Below are 15,389 nucleotides of genomic sequence, written 5' to 3'. Positions count from 1 at the left end.
ACTTACTCTCCATTGCTGCTCTGACATCACGACCGGTGCCGCGCGATTACTGCGCGGCGACGGTCAGGCGAGCAACACGGTTTGACTTAACGAACCGGCTTAAATCAACCGGTTTACCCTGATACTGGATCTGAACTGCCGCCGGCGCACCGATGGTCAGTTTATACGGCGCAGTGCCGGTCAGGTTCAGCTTGCCGCCTTGCTTCTGGGTGCCGCTGAACAGCGTTTTACCGCTCGCGTCGGTCACCTGCAGCCAGCAGTCGGCGGAGAAATCCATCACCAGCGCGTTCGGATCGGCCGCCGGCGCAGCCACGCCCGCATCGGCGGTCGGCAACGGCGCTTGCGCCGCCGGCGCGGTTTCCGGCAGGGTGGTCTGGCTTGGCGACACCACGGCAGGCTGCTGCTGAGCCGCGCTCGGCGCCTGGGCGGTCGCCGCCGGCGCCTGAGCCGCTGCGCCGGTATCGGCCGGCGCGGCGCTGTTGTCGGTCAACGGCACGTTGGTGCCGGCGTCGGCATTGCCGTCGGTCAGCGGCACGGACTGCCCTTCGTTATTCTGTGAAAGCTGCGCCGAGGATTGATCGGCCATGGTGGCGATCTCTTCCTGCTGCGCCTTGTGGTTTTGCCACCACCAGGCGCCGGTCAGGCCGATCACCACGAACACGATAAGCCAGGTGAAGCTCATCAGCCAGCCGTCGCGTTTCTTGCGGCGCTTGCCCAGCGAGAAACTTTGCATCGGCGCCACTTTCGCCATCTTCAACGGCGCCTGCTTGGCCAACATCGGCAGCAGTTCGTCTTCCGGCAGATGCACCAGCTTGGCGTAGGAACGGATGTAGCCGCGCACGAAGGTGGACGCGAGGTCAGCGGACACGCTGTCTTCCTCGATATCGCGCACGGTGGACATTTTGAGACACAGGCGTTCTGCAACGGTCTGTTGGCTCAGCCCGAGTTGCTCACGGGCCTGACGCAGGCGCTGGCCCGTCGTCATGGATACGGTTTTATCTTGGGAGGCTTCAGTATTCATTAGCTAAGAACTGCTGGTACTGTTTGGATTGTGGAAAACTTCGCGCTAGCTGCTTGCCATAGCGTTGAACGCTATCCTGGCGGCCGGCTAACGCGGCGAAACGAATCTGTAACCATAAGCTGCTGGCGCTGGCCGGCAGAACATGCTGATAAACATCCAATAAAAGTTGCGACTGGGCGCGCTTCCCTTCTCCAAATTGCTTTTCGGCCTCCACCAGCAGCGGAGCGCCTTTGTCCGGATCGACTTTTAGCGCGCGGCTCAACAGCGTGCGCGCTTCGTCGTTTTGTCCGGCCTTGAGAAAACAGTAACCTGCGTTTTCCAGGCTGTCGGCGACCTGGCCATAATCGGGCGCCAGCGCCGCAGCGCTAAACTGCTGTTGCGCCGGTACATACTGCCCTAAACCGCAAAGAAACGCACCGTAATTATTCAGTACGGTGCCATTGCCCGGCGCAAGTTTGAGCGCTTGCCGATAACGCTGTTCGGCCTCAGCGTTTTCACCGCTGCGCTGCGCGTAGAGCGCCATGCCCAACTGCGTGCGGTAATCCTGCGGGGCCGCGTCCAGCGCCTTCTCCAGGTTCTGGCGCGCCGCGTCCATGTCGCCTTGCTGCAGGTACTCCAGCCCCAACTGCAGGCGCGTCTGACCCGCCTCAGAGACCTGTGCTTCCTTTTCCGGCGCTGAACCGGAACACCCGGCCAACAACCCGGCCGCCAGCCACATACCCCACAGTTTCAGCTTCATGCCCGCATTCATTTCCTTATCGGCCGTCAGCTAACGCCCACCAGCGACACGCTTGCGCATAACAGGCTGTTAGATAACAAAAAATGGTGCTATAGGATTCAGACCGCCCGTACGTTGATAGGTTCCCCGGCCATTTTCTTCTTCAGGGTACGCTTGGTACGGTCGATCACTTCACCCGCCAGTTGCCCGCAGGCGGCGTCGATATCGTCACCACGGGTTTTACGAACAATAGTCGTAAAGCCGTATTCCATCAACACCTTGGAGAAACGATCCACCCGGCTGTTGGAGCTGCGGCCGTACGGAGCGCCCGGGAACGGGTTCCATGGGATCAGGTTGATCTTGCACGGCGTGTCTTTCAGCACTTCCGCCAGCTGATGCGCGTCGTCGGTGCTGTCGTTGATATGATCCAGCATCACGTACTCGACGGTAACGCGGCCCTGGTTGGCGTTGGATTTCTCCAGGTAGCGACGCACCGCGGACAGGAAGGTCTCGATGTTGTACTTGCGGTTGATCGGCACGATCTCATCGCGGATGGTGTCGTTCGGTGCGTGCAGCGAAATGGCCAGCGCCACGTCGATCATGTCGCCCAGCTTGTCCAGCGCCGGCACCACGCCGGAGGTAGACAGGGTCACGCGGCGTTTGGACAGGCCAAAGCCGAAATCGTCCAGCATGATTTCCATCGCCGGCACCACGTTGTTCAGGTTGAGCAGCGGCTCGCCCATGCCCATCATCACCACGTTGGTGATCGGGCGTTGGCCGGTCACCTTCAGCGCGCCGATGATCTTCGCCGCGCGCCACACCTGGCCGATGATTTCCGACACGCGCAGGTTGCGGTTGAAGCCCTGCTGCGCCGTCGAACAGAATTTGCACTCCAGCGCGCAGCCTACCTGCGAGGAGACGCACAGCGTCGCGCGGTCGGCTTCCGGGATATACACGGTTTCGACCTGCTGATCGCCCACCTTGATCGCCCACTTGATGGTGCCGTCGGCCGAACGCTGTTCTTCCGCCACTTCCGGCGCGCGGATTTCCGCTACGCGCTGCAGCTTGCCGCGCAGGACTTTGTTGATGTCGGTCATCTGCTCGAAATCGTCGCAGCAGTAGTGGTAAATCCACTTCATCACTTGATCGGCGCGGAACGGTTTTTCGCCCATTTCGGCGAAGAACTCGCGCATTTGCTGGCGGTTCAGATCCAGCAGGTTGATTTTGGCCGCAGCCGGTTGCTCCACGTTAACGGAGGGGGTAGTCAGCGAATTATTTTCAGACACGGTGTGCTCGGACGTGATGGGTTCTAACATAATGATCTCTGGCCTCGTTATTACACGTTATGGCGCTAAAGAATGGAAAGTAAGTTGTGCATTTCAGCCCGCGAGATTCGGGTGGCGGCACTAAAAACACGCCCCTGACAAGTCGTCTTATCAGGGGCGCGGCATTGTACAAATTTTAGTAGCGGGTTTCTATGGCTGAAAGGCATTCAGGGCATTTTTATTGTTTCAGCCGGTGAATGCCTGGTTATCAGCAACGGCACGATTAACGTGCGCAGATTTCGCTTTCGTTGAAGAAGTAAGCGATTTCACGCTGTGCGGATTCAACGGAGTCGGAACCGTGAACGGCGTTAGCGGTGAAGCTGTCCGCGTAGTCGGCGCGCAGGGTGCCGGCCAGTGCGTTGTCCGGGTTGGTTGCGCCCATGATGTCGCGGTTGCGCTGCACGGCGTTTTCAGATTCCAGAACCTGCACCATGATTGGGCCGGAGGTCATGAACTCTACCAGACCGTCGAAGAATGGGCGGCCTTTGTGCTCAGCGTAGAAGCCTTCAGCTTGCTCGCGAGTCAGACGCAGCATTTTAGCGGCGATGATTTTGAAACCGGCGCGCTCGAAACGCGCGTAGATAGCGCCGATGTCGTTGTTGGCTACAGCGTTTGGTTTAACGATGGAAAAGGTACGTTCTACGGTCATGATGGCCTCTGTATGACTTCCAAAACAGGCCGGTCTGCAATGTTGCCGGCCTTCTCAAGTGGCGCAGATTATATGTGCGCCGTTAACGCTTGCCTACGGGAAAATCAACATTTCATTAAAAAAATATGATCTTCATTCGCCACTTTCAGCGGCGCACCGACGTTATTGGGTCTTGTCGGTAGACGGGATCACATTGCGCAGCCAACTGCCCCAGCGGCGCTGATAAAACGGCTGCGTATGGGCGATCAGGTAGTGGCTGATGCCCCGCTCTTTCTCCGATACCAGGCAGAAATCCACCGGTTCGTCATTCGGCGCCGTTTCGCTGGCGACGCTGCCGGCCTCGTTGATCAACGCCTCGATCTCCGCCGGCTCGGCATCCACTTCCAGCCCGATCAGCAGATTCGGCTTCTCGTCCGCCGCCTGGTCGTGCATCAGCGCCAGAAACGCGCGGCGCACCGGCTTGCGCTGGCTGAACAGCGTGGTCAGCGCATCCACCATCGCCGACGGATACTCTTCGGGCTGCCCCAGCAGGATTTGGGTCTCTTTGTCGACGTAGTGCTCCACCGGTTTGACGACGCCGCCGGTCGCCAGCAGCATCGCCACCTCTTCCGGGTAGAACTCTTTGCCGTATTCCGCCTTCGGGTTGAGGAACAGATCCGCGCCCTGGGTGATTTCAAACAGCACCCGCGCCGGCATGGCGATGAACGGCTGTTCATCCTCAACGGCCTTCTGCAGCGCTTCCAGCGAGGTGAAGAACGGAATAATGCTGCCGCCGTCCTGTTTTTCCCAATGCTGGATATTGACCGGCGTATCCGCGTTCAGCGTAATGTCGCCGTCCTGCTGCACCTGCTCGCTGTCGCCGAGGATCAGCACCGTGGCCTCGAGCAGTTCACGGAAGAACGCCGGGCGGTGGGCCGGCTCCGTCACCGCCAGCTTCAGCAGGCGTTCAAGTTCGTTCTCGCTCGGGGCGGCATCGTGATGATGGGCACTCATGGCAAACTCCAGGGATCAAATAGCGAGGCCCAGCATGCTGGGCCCCGAAGATAATGCGCATTCTAGCGCCCGACGCGGCGGGCGTTCAATTATTTGGCTTTGCTCAGCAACAGATTGGCCAGGGTGCGCACGCCCAAACCGGTCGCGCCGGCCGACCACTGATCCACCGCGCCTTTGCGGTAGGTGGCGGAACAGTCGATGTGCAACCAGCCTTGCTGGTAGTTCTTAACGAAATGCGACAGGAAGGCCGCCGCGGTGCTGGCACCGGCGGTATAGGCCGGGCCGGCCACGTTGTTCAGCTCGGCGAAGTTGGACGGCAGCTGGCTGCGGTGGAACTCGGCCAGCGGCAGACGCCAGAACGGCTCGTGCTCGGCGGCGGCGCTGCTCAGCAGCTCCTGCGCCAGCGCGTCGTCAAAGCTGAACAGCGCGTGATAGTCGTTGCCTACCGCCGTTTTCGCCGCGCCGGTCAGGGTGGCGCAGTCGATAATCAGCTGCGGGTTCTGCTCAGAAGCGTCGATCAGGCCGTCGGCCAGCACCAGGCGCCCTTCCGCATCGGTGTTCATCACCTCAACGGTTTTGCCGTTGCGGTAGCGAATGATGTCGCCCAGTTTGAAGGCGTTGCCGCTGACCATGTTGTCGGCGCAGCACAGGTACAGCTTCACGCGCTGCTTCAGGCCGCGCGCCGCCGCCAGCGCCAGGGCGCCGGTGATGGTGGCCGCGCCGCCCATGTCGGATTTCATCGAATCCATAAAGGCGCTTTGCTTCAGGCTGTAGCCGCCGCTGTCGAAGGTGATGCCCTTGCCGACCAGGCATGCGAACACCGGCGCATCCGGGTTGCCGGTCGGGTTGAAGTCCAATGCCAGCAGCACCGGCGGGCGCTCGGAGCCGCGGCCGACGGTGTGGATGCCGGCATAGTTCTGCTCGCGCAGATCTTCGCCCTTGGTGATGCGGTAGCTGACGGCATCGCAGCCGACGTCGCACATCAGATCGACGGCGCGGGTCGCCAATTGCTCCGGCCCCAGCTCTTCCGCCGGCATGTTGATGGTGTCGCGCACCCAGTCGACGATCTTCAGGCGCTTATCCAGTTCCTGACGCGCGGCTTCCGGCAGCTCGGCCCATTCGACGTTGCGCTGCCCTTTCGGCCCGCGATAGCCTTGCCAGAACGCCCAGCTGTTTTCCAAATCCCAACCGTCGCCGGCCAGCTTGACGTTTTTGATGCCCTGACCGTCAATTTTGCGGCCCGCGCGCTGGATCGCGCCCAGCTTGTCGGCGCCGGTCAGGTGGATGGTCATTCCTTCGCCGTTGGTGCTCAGCAGCGCTTTTTCGCCCCAGCGGGCGTCGGCAGGTTGTTGCGACAGCGTGACCTGCATGAATTCTGTTGTCATAGCCTTCTTACTCCGGATTATTCTTTTATTAATCTTGTCGGATACAAAATAAACGGGCCGCCCATGGCAGCCCGTTACGCTATTTACTCCGCTTCATCTAACCAGACCAGCAGGATCGCTTCCAGTATTTTTTCGTTGGAAGCCTGCGGATCGTCATCGAACTCTTCCAGATCGCAGATCCACTGATGCATGTCGGTAAAACGCACGGTTTTCGGATCGGTATCCGGGTATTGGTCGTACAGGGCTTCGCCGATTTCACGGCTGTCGGTCCACTTCAGTCCCATTATGATCTCCGGGTTGACGCTGCGGCTAACAATTAATGCTCACGCGCGTGATTGACGGTGTAGCGCGGCATTTCGACCACCAGATCTTCGTCGGCGACCAGCGCCTGGCAGCTCAGACGGCTTTCCGGCTCCAGCCCCCACGCTTTGTCCAGCATGTCGTCTTCCAGCTCGCTGCTCTCTTCCAGCGAATCGAAGCCTTCACGCACGATGCAGTGGCAGGTGGTGCAGGCGCAGGATTTCTCGCAGGCGTGCTCGATTTCAATGCCGTTGCGCAGCGCAACGTTGAGGATCGACTCCCCTTTTTCGGCTTCCAGAACCGCCCCTTCCGGGCAAAGATCTTGATGGGGCAGGAAAACAATTTTAGGCATGGTTAAACCTCATCCACAGAATGGCCAGCCAGCGCGCGGCGAATGGAAGCGTCCATGCGGCGCGCGGCAAAATCTTGCGTTTGTGCATCTAATGTTTTGATGGCGTCTTCGATAGCGGCGGGATCTTCACCCTGCGCCGCCTGCTGCAACGCCTGGGTCGCGGCGGCGATCGCCTGGCTTTCCGCCTCGCTCAGCAGCGCGGCGTCGGTGGCCAGCGCGCCCTGCAGGCTTTCCAGCACCCGCGCAGCTTCCACGCGTTGCTCCGCCAGCTTGCGCGCGCCCACGTCGCTTTGCGCATTGGCCATCGAATCCTTGATCATGCCGGCGATTTCACTGTCCGACAGGCCATACGACGGCTTGACCTGGATCGAGGCTTCAACGCCGGTGGATTTCTCCATCGCGGTGACGCTCAGCAGGCCGTCGGCATCCACCTGGAAGGTGACGCGAATGTGCGCGCCCCCGGCAGGCAGCGGCGGCAGGCCGCGCAGCGTAAAGCGCGCCAGCGAACGGCAATCCTGCACCAGCTCGCGCTCGCCCTGCAGCACGTGGATCATCATCGCGCTCTGGCCGTCTTTAAAGGTGGTGAACTCCTGCGCGCGCGCCACTGGGATAGTGGTGTTGCGCGGGATCACTTTCTCCACCAGGCCGCCCATGGTTTCGAGGCCCAGCGACAGCGGGATCACGTCCAGCAGCAGCATATCGCTGTCCGGCTTGTTGCCCACCAGGATGTCGGCCTGGATCGCGGCGCCGATGGCGACCACTTTATCCGGATCGATCGACGTCAGCGGCGTGCGGCCGAAGAAGGCGCCCACTTGCTCACGCACCAACGGCACGCGGGTGGAACCGCCGACCATCACCACTTCCAGCACCTCGTCGGCGGCGACGCCGGCGTCTTTCAGCGCCCGGCGGCAAGCCATCAGCGTGCGTTTCACCAACGGAGCGATCAGCGCTTCAAACTGGGCGCGGGTCACCTCGCCCTGCCAGCCGGCCACCTCGACGCGCACGCTGTCGGCATCGCTCAACGCGATTTTGGCGGCGATGGCGGCATCCAGCAGTTGACGCTGCACGCCGTGGTCGCTGCGATCGGCCACGCCGGCCTGCTCGCGCAGCCAGTCGGCCAACAGATGATCGAAGTCGTCGCCGCCCAGCGCGGAATCGCCGCCGGTGGCCAGCACTTCGAACACGCCGCGGCTGAGGCGCAGAATGGAGATATCAAAGGTGCCGCCGCCCAGATCGTAAACCGCGATCACCCCTTCCTGGCCGGAATCCAGCCCGTAGGCGATCGCCGCCGCGGTCGGTTCGTTCAACAGGCGCAGAACGTGCAAGCCGGCCAGACGCGCTGCGTCTTTGGTGCCCTGGCGCTGCGCGTCGTCGAAGTAGGCGGGAACGGTGATCACCACGCCATCCAGCTCGCCTTCCAGCGCCGCTTGCGCGCGCGCGGACAGGGCCCGCAGGATATCAGCGGAGACACCGACCGGGTTAACCGGGCCGGCGGCGGTGACGATCAGCGGCAGGCCGTTGTCGCTGGCCTGAAATTGATACGGCAGGTTCGGGTAACGTTGCTGCACATCCGCCAACGAGCGGCCCATCATGCGTTTGATGGAGCTGACGGTATTGGCCGGATCCTGCGCCGCCTGTTGGCGCGCCTCCCAGCCGACGCGCTGCGCGTCCGCCTGATAATGCACCACCGAAGGCAGCAAATGGCGCCCCTGTTCGTCGGCCAGCGTTTCCGCCTGCCCGCTGCGCACCGTGGCGACCAACGAGTTGGTGGTGCCTAAGTCGATGCCGGCGGCCAAGCGTCGCTGGTGCGGCGCGGCGCTGAGGCCAGGCTCACTAATTTGTAATAAGGCCATGTTGAAGCTTCCACAATCAGAATCAGAAGGTGTTACTCAAAACCCAGCAGTTTTTCTTCGAGTTGTTCAACCTGTTGCTGGAGTTTGTCCAAAAAGCGCAGCTTGCGCACGGTGTCGGCGGCGTCCGCCCACTGCTCACTGTCCAACTGCTGCAGCATCAGCGCGCTGCGCTGTTTGATGGAGACGGCCAGCCGCGCGCCGAAATCGGCCAGCAGGCTTTCCGCCTCCGGCTTGCGCTCAATGGCGTCGAGCTCTTCGCGCAGTTCCAGCTGTTCCATCAGGAACGCGGTGTCGCGCATCGTATGCTGTTCGTTGCCCAGATCGAAGCCGTGCAAAGATAGCATATACTCCGCGCGTTTTAACGGGTGCTTCAGCGCCTGGTAGGCTTCGTTGATGGTCGCCGCCTGCTGCAACGCCATCAGGCGTTCGCGCTCCGGCTGGTTGGCGAAACGATCGGGGTGGAATTGGCGCTGCAGATCCTGGAAGCGGGACGCAAGCAGGCTGCCGTCCACGGTGTAGCGAACTGGCAGCCCGAATAAAGTAAAGTAATCCATAGCGTGCTCTGGGCGTTAGCGGATGAAGTTCCCCCGCCGAAACGGGGGAGCACGATGGACTGTCAGACGTTGAAACTCTCGCCGCAGCCGCACTCGCTTGAGACGTTCGGGTTGTTGAACTTGAAGCCTTCGTTCAGGCCTTCCTTAACGAAATCAAGCTCGGTGCCGTCAAGGTAGACCAGGCTCTTGCCGTCGATGATCACCTTGATGCCTTTGTCTTCAAACACGATGTCGTCATCGTTGGCTTCGTCAACAAATTCCAGCACGTACGCCATCCCGGAGCAGCCGGAAGTTCGCACTCCCAGACGCAGGCCGAGACCTTTGCCGCGGTTCGTCAAAAACGCCTGAACACGCTGCGCAGCGCTGTCGCTCATGGTAATAGACATCACAACCTCACACTTCACATCAAAGCCCGGCGCGGCCGGGCCGACTCAGACAAATTACTTGGCGCTATGCTTGCTCTTATAGTCGGCAATCGCTGCTTTGATGGCGTCTTCAGCCAGGATCGAGCAGTGAATTTTGACCGGCGGCAATTCCAGCTCTTCGGCGATCTGGGTGTTTTTGATCGCTTCAGCCTGATCCAGCGACTTGCCTTTCATCCATTCGGTCACCAGCGAGCTGGAGGCGATGGCGGAACCGCAGCCGTAAGTTTTAAAGCGCGCGTCTTCGATGATGCCTTCATCGTTAACCTTGATTTGCAGCTTCATCACGTCGCCGCAAGCCGGCGCCCCTACCATGCCACTGCCGACGGTAGGATCTTCGTTGTCGAAAGAACCCACGTTGCGCGGGTTTTCATAATGATCGATTACTTTTTCGCTGTAAGCCATGACCTTGCTCCTGAAACCTGAGAATTAATGATGCGCCCATTCGATGCTGTTGATGTCCACGCCCTGCTTGAACATCTCCCACAGCGGGGACAGATCGCGCAGACGGCCGATGGATTTACGCACCAGTTGAATGGTGTAGTCGATCTCTTCTTCCGTGGTGAAACGCCCCAGGGAGAAACGGATCGAGCTGTGCGCCAATTCATCGCTCATGCCCAGCGCGCGCAACACGTAGGACGGCTCGAGGCTGGCGGAGGTACAGGCTGAACCGGAAGAAACGGCCAGGTCTTTCAGCGCCATGATCAGCGACTCGCCTTCAACGTAGTTGAAGCTGACGTTCAGGATGTTCGGTGCGCCGTGCTCCAGATCGCCGTTCAGATACACTTCTTCCATATCTTTCACGCCGTTCCACAGACGGTCACGCAGGGTGCGCAGACGCGCCATCTCTTCGGTCATCTCTTCTTTGGCGATGCGATAAGCTTCGCCCATGCCGACGATCTGGTGGACAGGCAGGGTGCCGGAACGCATGCCGCGCTCGTGACCGCCGCCGTGTACCTGCGCTTCGATGCGGATGCGCGGCTTGCGGCGCACGTACAGCGCGCCGATGCCTTTCGGGCCATAGATTTTGTGGCCGGAGAACGACATCAGGTCGACTTTCAGCTTGCTCAGATCGATAGGCAGTTTGCCCACGCTCTGGGTGGCGTCAACGTGGTAGATGATACCGCGCGCGCGGCACATTTCGCCGATCGCTTCGATGTCCTGCACCACGCCGATTTCGTTGTTGACGTGCATGATGGAGACCAGAATGGTGTCATCGCGCATCGCGGCTTCGAGATCCTGCAGGCTGATGATGCCGTTGCTCTGCGGCGCCAGGTAGGTCACTTCAAACCCTTCGCGCTCCAGCTGACGGCAGGTGTCGAGCACGGCTTTGTGTTCGGTTTTGCTGGTGATGATGTGCTTGCCTTTTTTCTGGTAGAAATTGGCAGCGCCTTTGATCGCCAGGTTGTCGGATTCGGTCGCCCCGGAGGTGAAGACGATTTCGCGCGGGTCAGCGCCCACCAGTTCGGCGATTTGGTTACGGGCGATGTCTACCGCCTCTTCCGCCTGCCAACCAAAACGGTGGGAACGGGAAGCCGGGTTGCCGAAAGTGCCGTCCAGGGTCAAAAACTGCATCATCTTCTCAGCAACGCGCGGGTCAACCGGCGTCGTTGCTGAGTAATCCAGATAAATCGGTAATTTCATTGCTCTTGTGCTCCGTACATCACTTCCAAAAACTAAAATAATTTCGCCAGCTGCTTATGCGCGCAGATTAACGTTGATAGTTTCTTGCGGACGGCCGTTGGCCGTGCGGCGCGTATCGTTGTTTTGACGATCCGCCACCACCAGCACTTCCTGGTTGTTGACCAGTTCTGCCAGCGTAATATTGTTCAGGAACCCGCTGATGCGCTCGCTCAGATCGCGCCACAGGGCGTGGGTCAAGCAGCGATCGCCGCCCTGACAGCCTTCTTTGCCCTGGCAACGGGTTGCATCTACCGATTCATCGACAGCAGTAATGACAGCGCCAACGGCGATCTCACCCGCGTCTTTACCCAGCAGATAACCACCGCCCGGACCGCGCACGCTGGCCACCAGGCCATTCTTGCGCAGACGGGAGAATAATTGTTCCAGATAAGAGAGCGAAATACCCTGGCGTTCGGAAATGTCCGCCAGTGGCACCGGCCCTTCCTGAGAATGCAGCGCTACGTCGAGCATAGCGGTTACGGCATAACGGCCTTTGGATGTCAGTCTCATAGCTCAATGGTTACCTGTTGGTCAAATATGGCCGAAAGTCTGACATTCCCGAGTAAAACAGTCAACTATTTAACCCAGTAATTAACTCAAGTATTAGCACGTTTTGAACTTAGCAAGAACAAAGGTATATAAAATACATGTTATAACCTTTGGATAACTAATACTATTGTCGCCCACCGTGATGCCACATCAATTAATTACCTTGATGTTTATCCTGTTTCTCGATCGACGTCAGCATGCCGCGCAGGATATTCAGCTCCTGCCCTTCCGGGCGCGCGCGGGTGAACAGCCGACGCAGACGGTTCATCACCTGGCCCGGATGCGACGGGCGAATGAAACCGGTGCGCTGCAGCGTCTGCTCCAGATGCTGATAGAAACGCTCGAGGTCGTCCACCAGCGGATACGGTGTCTCTTCCAACTGCGGCGCGCCCGCCTGTTGGCGATCGAGGTAAGCCACGCGCACTTCGTACGCCAGGATCTGCACCGCCATCGCCAGGTTCAGCGAGCTGTAGTCCGGGTTGGCCGGAATGGCAACGTGGTAGTGGCACTTTTGCAATTCATCGTTGGTCAGCCCGACGCGTTCGCGGCCGAACACCAGCGCCACCGGCGCGTGCTCGCCTTCGTGCACCGCGCGCACGCCGCATTCGCGCGGCTCCAGCATCGGCCACGGCAAGGTGCGAGAACGTGCGCTGGTACCCACCACCAGGCTGCAGCCGGCGATGGCGTCATCGAGGGTATCGACGATAGTGGCGTTGCCGATCACGTCGCTGGCGCCGGCGGCCAGGGCGATGGCCTGAGAATCGGGTTTGATCAGCGGATTAACCAGATAAAGGTTGGTTAAACCCATGGTTTTCATGGCTCTGGCGGTCGAGCCCATGTTGCCGGTATGTGAAGTCTCTACCAGAACAATGCGGATATTGTGCAGCATACAAACTCTGAGCGTGGCGGAAAATCGCAGCATCTTAACACAGCCGTAGGCAATTTGCCGAACAGCTGCTATACTTCGCGCCGTTTCCTGTTCTTTAACATCCTAGTTGGAAGATACCCATGCATCCGATGCTGACTATCGCCGTGCGCGCTGCGCGCAAGGCCGGTAACCTGATTGCCAAAAACTACGAAACCCCGGACGCTGTAGAAGCGAGCCAGAAAGGGACCAATGACTTCGTCACCAACGTCGATCGCGATGCAGAGCATCTGATCATCGACGTCATCCGCAAGTCTTATCCGCAACACAGTATCGTGAGCGAAGAACGCGGTGAGCTGATCGGCGAAGATCGCGATGTGCAATGGGTGATCGATCCACTGGATGGCACTGCAAACTTCATCAAACGCTTCCCTCATTTCTCCGTTTCCATCGCCGTACGCATCAAAGGCCGTACTGAAGTGGCCGTGGTTTACGATCCAATGCGCAACGAACTGTTCACCGCCACGCGCGGCCAGGGCGCACAGCTCAACGGTTACCGTCTGCGCGGCACCAACGCCAAAGATCTGGATGGCACCATCCTGGCGACCGGCTTCCCGTTCAAAGTCAAACAGCACGCCACGCCTTACATCAACATCGTCGGCAAACTGTTCACCCAGTGCGCGGACTTCCGCCGCACCGGTTCCGCTGCGCTGGATCTGGCCTATGTCGCCGCCGGCCGCGTGGACGGTTTCTTCGAAATCGGCCTGAAGCCGTGGGACTTCGCCGCAGGCGAACTGCTGGTACGTGAAGCCGGCGGCCTGGTCACCGACTTCGTCGGCGGCCACAACCACTTCAGCTCCGGCAACGTGGTCGCAGGCAACCCGCGCGTGGTGAAAGCCATGCTGGCCACCATGCGTGAAGAACTGAGCGAAGCGCTGAAGCGTTAATCGCCAGAAGCGAATCGAAAAAAAGCGCTGCCGATGCAGCGCTTTTTTTATGCCCGTTAGCGGGAGAAGGGGCGGATACCGCCGCCGAATTCCGGCTGCGCGCTGACGTACAGCAACAGCCCGGCGGCCAACAGGATCAGCCCCCCGGCCAGCGCCAACGCCCCCCAGGCTACCGCGCTCCAGGCGGCGGGCGCGCGCGAACGGCTGAGGCGCACCGCCAGCCGGCGGCTGTAATGCACCAGCAACGCCAGCATGGAGATGGTCAACGAGGTGCCGAACGCCATCGCCAGCGCGGAAAGCACGCCCCAGCCGAACACGCCGATCACCTTGGAGAACAGCAGCACCAAAATCGCCCCCGAGCAGGGGCGCATGCCCATCGCCAGCACGATGGCGGTTCGGGTGCGCCAGTCGCTCCCCGCCTGCAGCTCGCTGTCGCTCGGCAGATGCCGGTGGCCGCAGCCGCAGTCGGCGCTGTGCACATGATCAGCCGCCAGCGGCGTCAGGCTGTTGATGCGCAGCGCCGGCGCCGGGCGCATCGCTTTGATCGCCGCAAACAGACGTTTCAGCGCGCGCCAGCTCAGCAGCACGCCAAGCAGCATCACCAGAATAAAACTGCCCTTCTCCAGCCAAAAGCTGCTTTGGTGCAGCTGGCGCGAAGAGAGCTGCAACACCACCAGCATCAACGTCACCAGCGCGATCGCCACCAGCCCCTGCACCAGCGAAGCGGCGAAGGTCAGCTTCAGGCTGCTTTTCAGCCGCGCCGGGTGGGTGGCCAGATAGGTGGCGATCACCACTTTACCGTGGCCGGGCCCAAGCGCATGCAAAACGCCATAACCGAGGCTGAACAGCATCAGCGCCAGCCCGGCCTGCTGCGGCGCGGCCTTCACCTGCTGCAACAGCCCCGCCATCTGTTGATGCAGCGCTTTTTGCCATACCACGCTCTGCATCAGCAGCTGCGGCCAGTAGTGCCACGCCAGCAACGCGGCGGCCATCAGCGCCAGCGTGAACGGCAGCAGCGGCCACAGGCCAAAGGCCCAATGGCGTCGGCTTATCGTCGGCGGCGAGAAATTTAGCGACATTGCAGCGTCACCCGCTGGGCAAACTGTTGCCCCAGCGCCAGGTCTTCGCCGGGCGAGTCGTTCTTGTCGAGCGACAGCGCATAGGCCTGCAGCGACGCATTCGGCTTCGGCGTGATCAGCTTGTAGCTGCACTGCTGCGCCATCTCCGGCGGCAAATGCAGCGCATTTTGGTCTTTATAGGTCATATCCACGAAATAAGTCGGATCGTAAGTAGAAAGCTCGAACGGCTTGCCCGCCAGCGGCTGCGGCTCGGCCAACGGCAGCACGAACTCCAGCACCGCCTGGTTGCCCTGGCGCGACAGGTGATATTCGCTGGGCAAGTTCAGGTATTTCACCGGCTTGCCGTCGCGGTAAAGATCGGTGAAATAGTGCTGCCCCAGCACGTTGGCCATCACTTCCGCCGCCAGCTTTTTCCACACTTCCGAATCGCTCTTGGCGTTTTTCGCATCGTAGAGCAGATCCGCCGAGGTGATTTCATCCATCACCCACACCATTTTCAGGCCGACCAGCCGCTGGTCCTTGGCGACGAAGGTGGTGTTCATGTCGATAAAGCTGTGCGGATGAGCGGCCGCTCCAGCGCTGAACACGGCGCCGAGGGCAGCCAAAAGACGACGTAACTTCATCATTATCCTGTCTTACCTGCATTTGTTATAACGTAACACAAATAACTGCCGAACGGCCCGCCGCTCCCGGC

18 protein-coding genes are annotated in these 15,389 nt (G+C 60.3%); 1 reads left to right on the top strand and 17 read right to left on the bottom strand.

Going from position 1 to position 15,389, the window contains the following annotated elements; all coding sequences use genetic code 11:
- Positions 1-46: 46 nt before the first annotated feature.
- The 15 genes from rodZ to trmJ all read right to left on the bottom strand — a co-directional run bounded on the left by rodZ (position 47) and on the right by trmJ (position 12,693).
- The gene (rodZ, locus tag AC2CGI_RS00645; RefSeq protein WP_004941432.1) at positions 47-1,021 is read right to left on the bottom strand and encodes a cytoskeleton protein RodZ; all 975 of its coding nucleotides are present in this window, start codon (positions 1,019-1,021) and stop codon (positions 47-49) included.
- Positions 1,011-1,760: a type IV pilus biogenesis/stability protein PilW gene (gene pilW, locus AC2CGI_RS00640; protein WP_075684924.1), complete on the bottom strand. Its 750-nt coding sequence runs from the start codon at positions 1,758-1,760 to the stop codon at positions 1,011-1,013. The genes rodZ and pilW overlap by 11 nt, the downstream gene beginning before the upstream one ends.
- Positions 1,761-1,858: 98 nt before the next feature.
- The gene (gene rlmN, locus AC2CGI_RS00635; RefSeq protein ID WP_004941426.1) at positions 1,859-3,055 is read right to left on the bottom strand and encodes a dual-specificity RNA methyltransferase RlmN; all 1,197 of its coding nucleotides are present in this window, start codon (positions 3,053-3,055) and stop codon (positions 1,859-1,861) included.
- Between the two features lie 232 nt (positions 3,056-3,287).
- Positions 3,288-3,713: a nucleoside-diphosphate kinase gene (gene ndk / locus AC2CGI_RS00630; RefSeq protein WP_004941424.1), complete on the bottom strand. Its 426-nt coding sequence runs from the start codon at positions 3,711-3,713 to the stop codon at positions 3,288-3,290.
- Between the two features lie 162 nt (positions 3,714-3,875).
- Positions 3,876-4,706, bottom strand: coding sequence for an enhanced serine sensitivity protein SseB (gene sseB / locus AC2CGI_RS00625; RefSeq protein ID WP_015378777.1), 831 nt, complete (start codon positions 4,704-4,706; stop codon positions 3,876-3,878).
- Between the two features lie 89 nt (positions 4,707-4,795).
- Positions 4,796-6,091 carry an aminopeptidase PepB gene (gene pepB, locus AC2CGI_RS00620; RefSeq protein ID WP_033632327.1) on the bottom strand — a complete coding sequence of 432 codons (1,296 nt, stop codon included), beginning with the start codon at positions 6,089-6,091 and terminating at the stop codon, positions 4,796-4,798.
- Between the two features lie 83 nt (positions 6,092-6,174).
- Entirely contained in the window at positions 6,175-6,375 is a 201-nt protein-coding gene (iscX, locus tag AC2CGI_RS00615; protein WP_006327336.1) for a Fe-S cluster assembly protein IscX, read from the bottom strand.
- Positions 6,376-6,407: 32 nt separating this feature from the next.
- Positions 6,408-6,743 carry an ISC system 2Fe-2S type ferredoxin gene (fdx, locus tag AC2CGI_RS00610; protein WP_004941417.1) on the bottom strand — a complete coding sequence of 112 codons (336 nt, stop codon included), beginning with the start codon at positions 6,741-6,743 and terminating at the stop codon, positions 6,408-6,410.
- A gap of 2 nt (positions 6,744-6,745) precedes the next feature.
- Positions 6,746-8,596 carry a Fe-S protein assembly chaperone HscA gene (gene hscA / locus AC2CGI_RS00605; RefSeq protein ID WP_015378779.1) on the bottom strand — a complete coding sequence of 617 codons (1,851 nt, stop codon included), beginning with the start codon at positions 8,594-8,596 and terminating at the stop codon, positions 6,746-6,748.
- 32 nt (positions 8,597-8,628) lie between these two features.
- Positions 8,629-9,150: a co-chaperone HscB gene (gene hscB / locus AC2CGI_RS00600; RefSeq protein WP_004941412.1), complete on the bottom strand. Its 522-nt coding sequence runs from the start codon at positions 9,148-9,150 to the stop codon at positions 8,629-8,631.
- A 62-nt stretch (positions 9,151-9,212) separates the two neighbouring features.
- Positions 9,213-9,536, bottom strand: a complete 324-nt coding sequence (gene iscA / locus AC2CGI_RS00595; protein ID WP_004941410.1) for an iron-sulfur cluster assembly protein IscA — start codon at positions 9,534-9,536, stop codon at positions 9,213-9,215.
- Positions 9,537-9,590: 54 nt separating this feature from the next.
- Entirely contained in the window at positions 9,591-9,977 is a 387-nt protein-coding gene (gene iscU / locus AC2CGI_RS00590; RefSeq protein ID WP_004941408.1) for a Fe-S cluster assembly scaffold IscU, read from the bottom strand.
- 24 nt (positions 9,978-10,001) lie between these two features.
- The gene (iscS, locus tag AC2CGI_RS00585; protein WP_015378780.1) at positions 10,002-11,216 is read right to left on the bottom strand and encodes a cysteine desulfurase; all 1,215 of its coding nucleotides are present in this window, start codon (positions 11,214-11,216) and stop codon (positions 10,002-10,004) included.
- Positions 11,217-11,270: 54 nt separating this feature from the next.
- Complete coding sequence (gene iscR / locus AC2CGI_RS00580; protein WP_004941404.1) at positions 11,271-11,765, bottom strand: Fe-S cluster assembly transcriptional regulator IscR; 495 nt, start codon at positions 11,763-11,765, stop codon at positions 11,271-11,273.
- Between the two features lie 193 nt (positions 11,766-11,958).
- Positions 11,959-12,693, bottom strand: coding sequence for a tRNA (cytosine(32)/uridine(32)-2'-O)-methyltransferase TrmJ (gene trmJ / locus AC2CGI_RS00575; protein ID WP_015378781.1), 735 nt, complete (start codon positions 12,691-12,693; stop codon positions 11,959-11,961).
- A gap of 119 nt (positions 12,694-12,812) precedes the next feature.
- On the opposite strand from trmJ, the gene suhB reads away from it, so the two are divergent.
- Positions 12,813-13,616: an inositol-1-monophosphatase gene (gene suhB, locus AC2CGI_RS00570; RefSeq protein WP_004941400.1), complete on the top strand. Its 804-nt coding sequence runs from the start codon at positions 12,813-12,815 to the stop codon at positions 13,614-13,616.
- 56 nt (positions 13,617-13,672) lie between these two features.
- Here the strand turns inward: suhB and AC2CGI_RS00565 are convergent, their stop codons facing one another.
- A complete protein-coding gene (locus AC2CGI_RS00565; protein WP_015378782.1) occupies positions 13,673-14,695 on the bottom strand; it encodes a nickel/cobalt transporter in 1,023 nt (340 codons plus the stop codon).
- Positions 14,686-15,321: a DUF1007 family protein gene (locus AC2CGI_RS00560; RefSeq protein WP_031299949.1), complete on the bottom strand. Its 636-nt coding sequence runs from the start codon at positions 15,319-15,321 to the stop codon at positions 14,686-14,688. Before AC2CGI_RS00560 ends, AC2CGI_RS00565 begins: the two co-directional genes overlap by 10 nt.
- Between the last annotated feature and the right edge of the window lie 68 nt (positions 15,322-15,389).

This window comes from Serratia sp. LSHTC3 (genome assembly GCF_057197125.1).
Note: the sequence above shows the minus strand (reverse complement) of the source record. Positions and strands in the feature narration are given on the sequence as shown.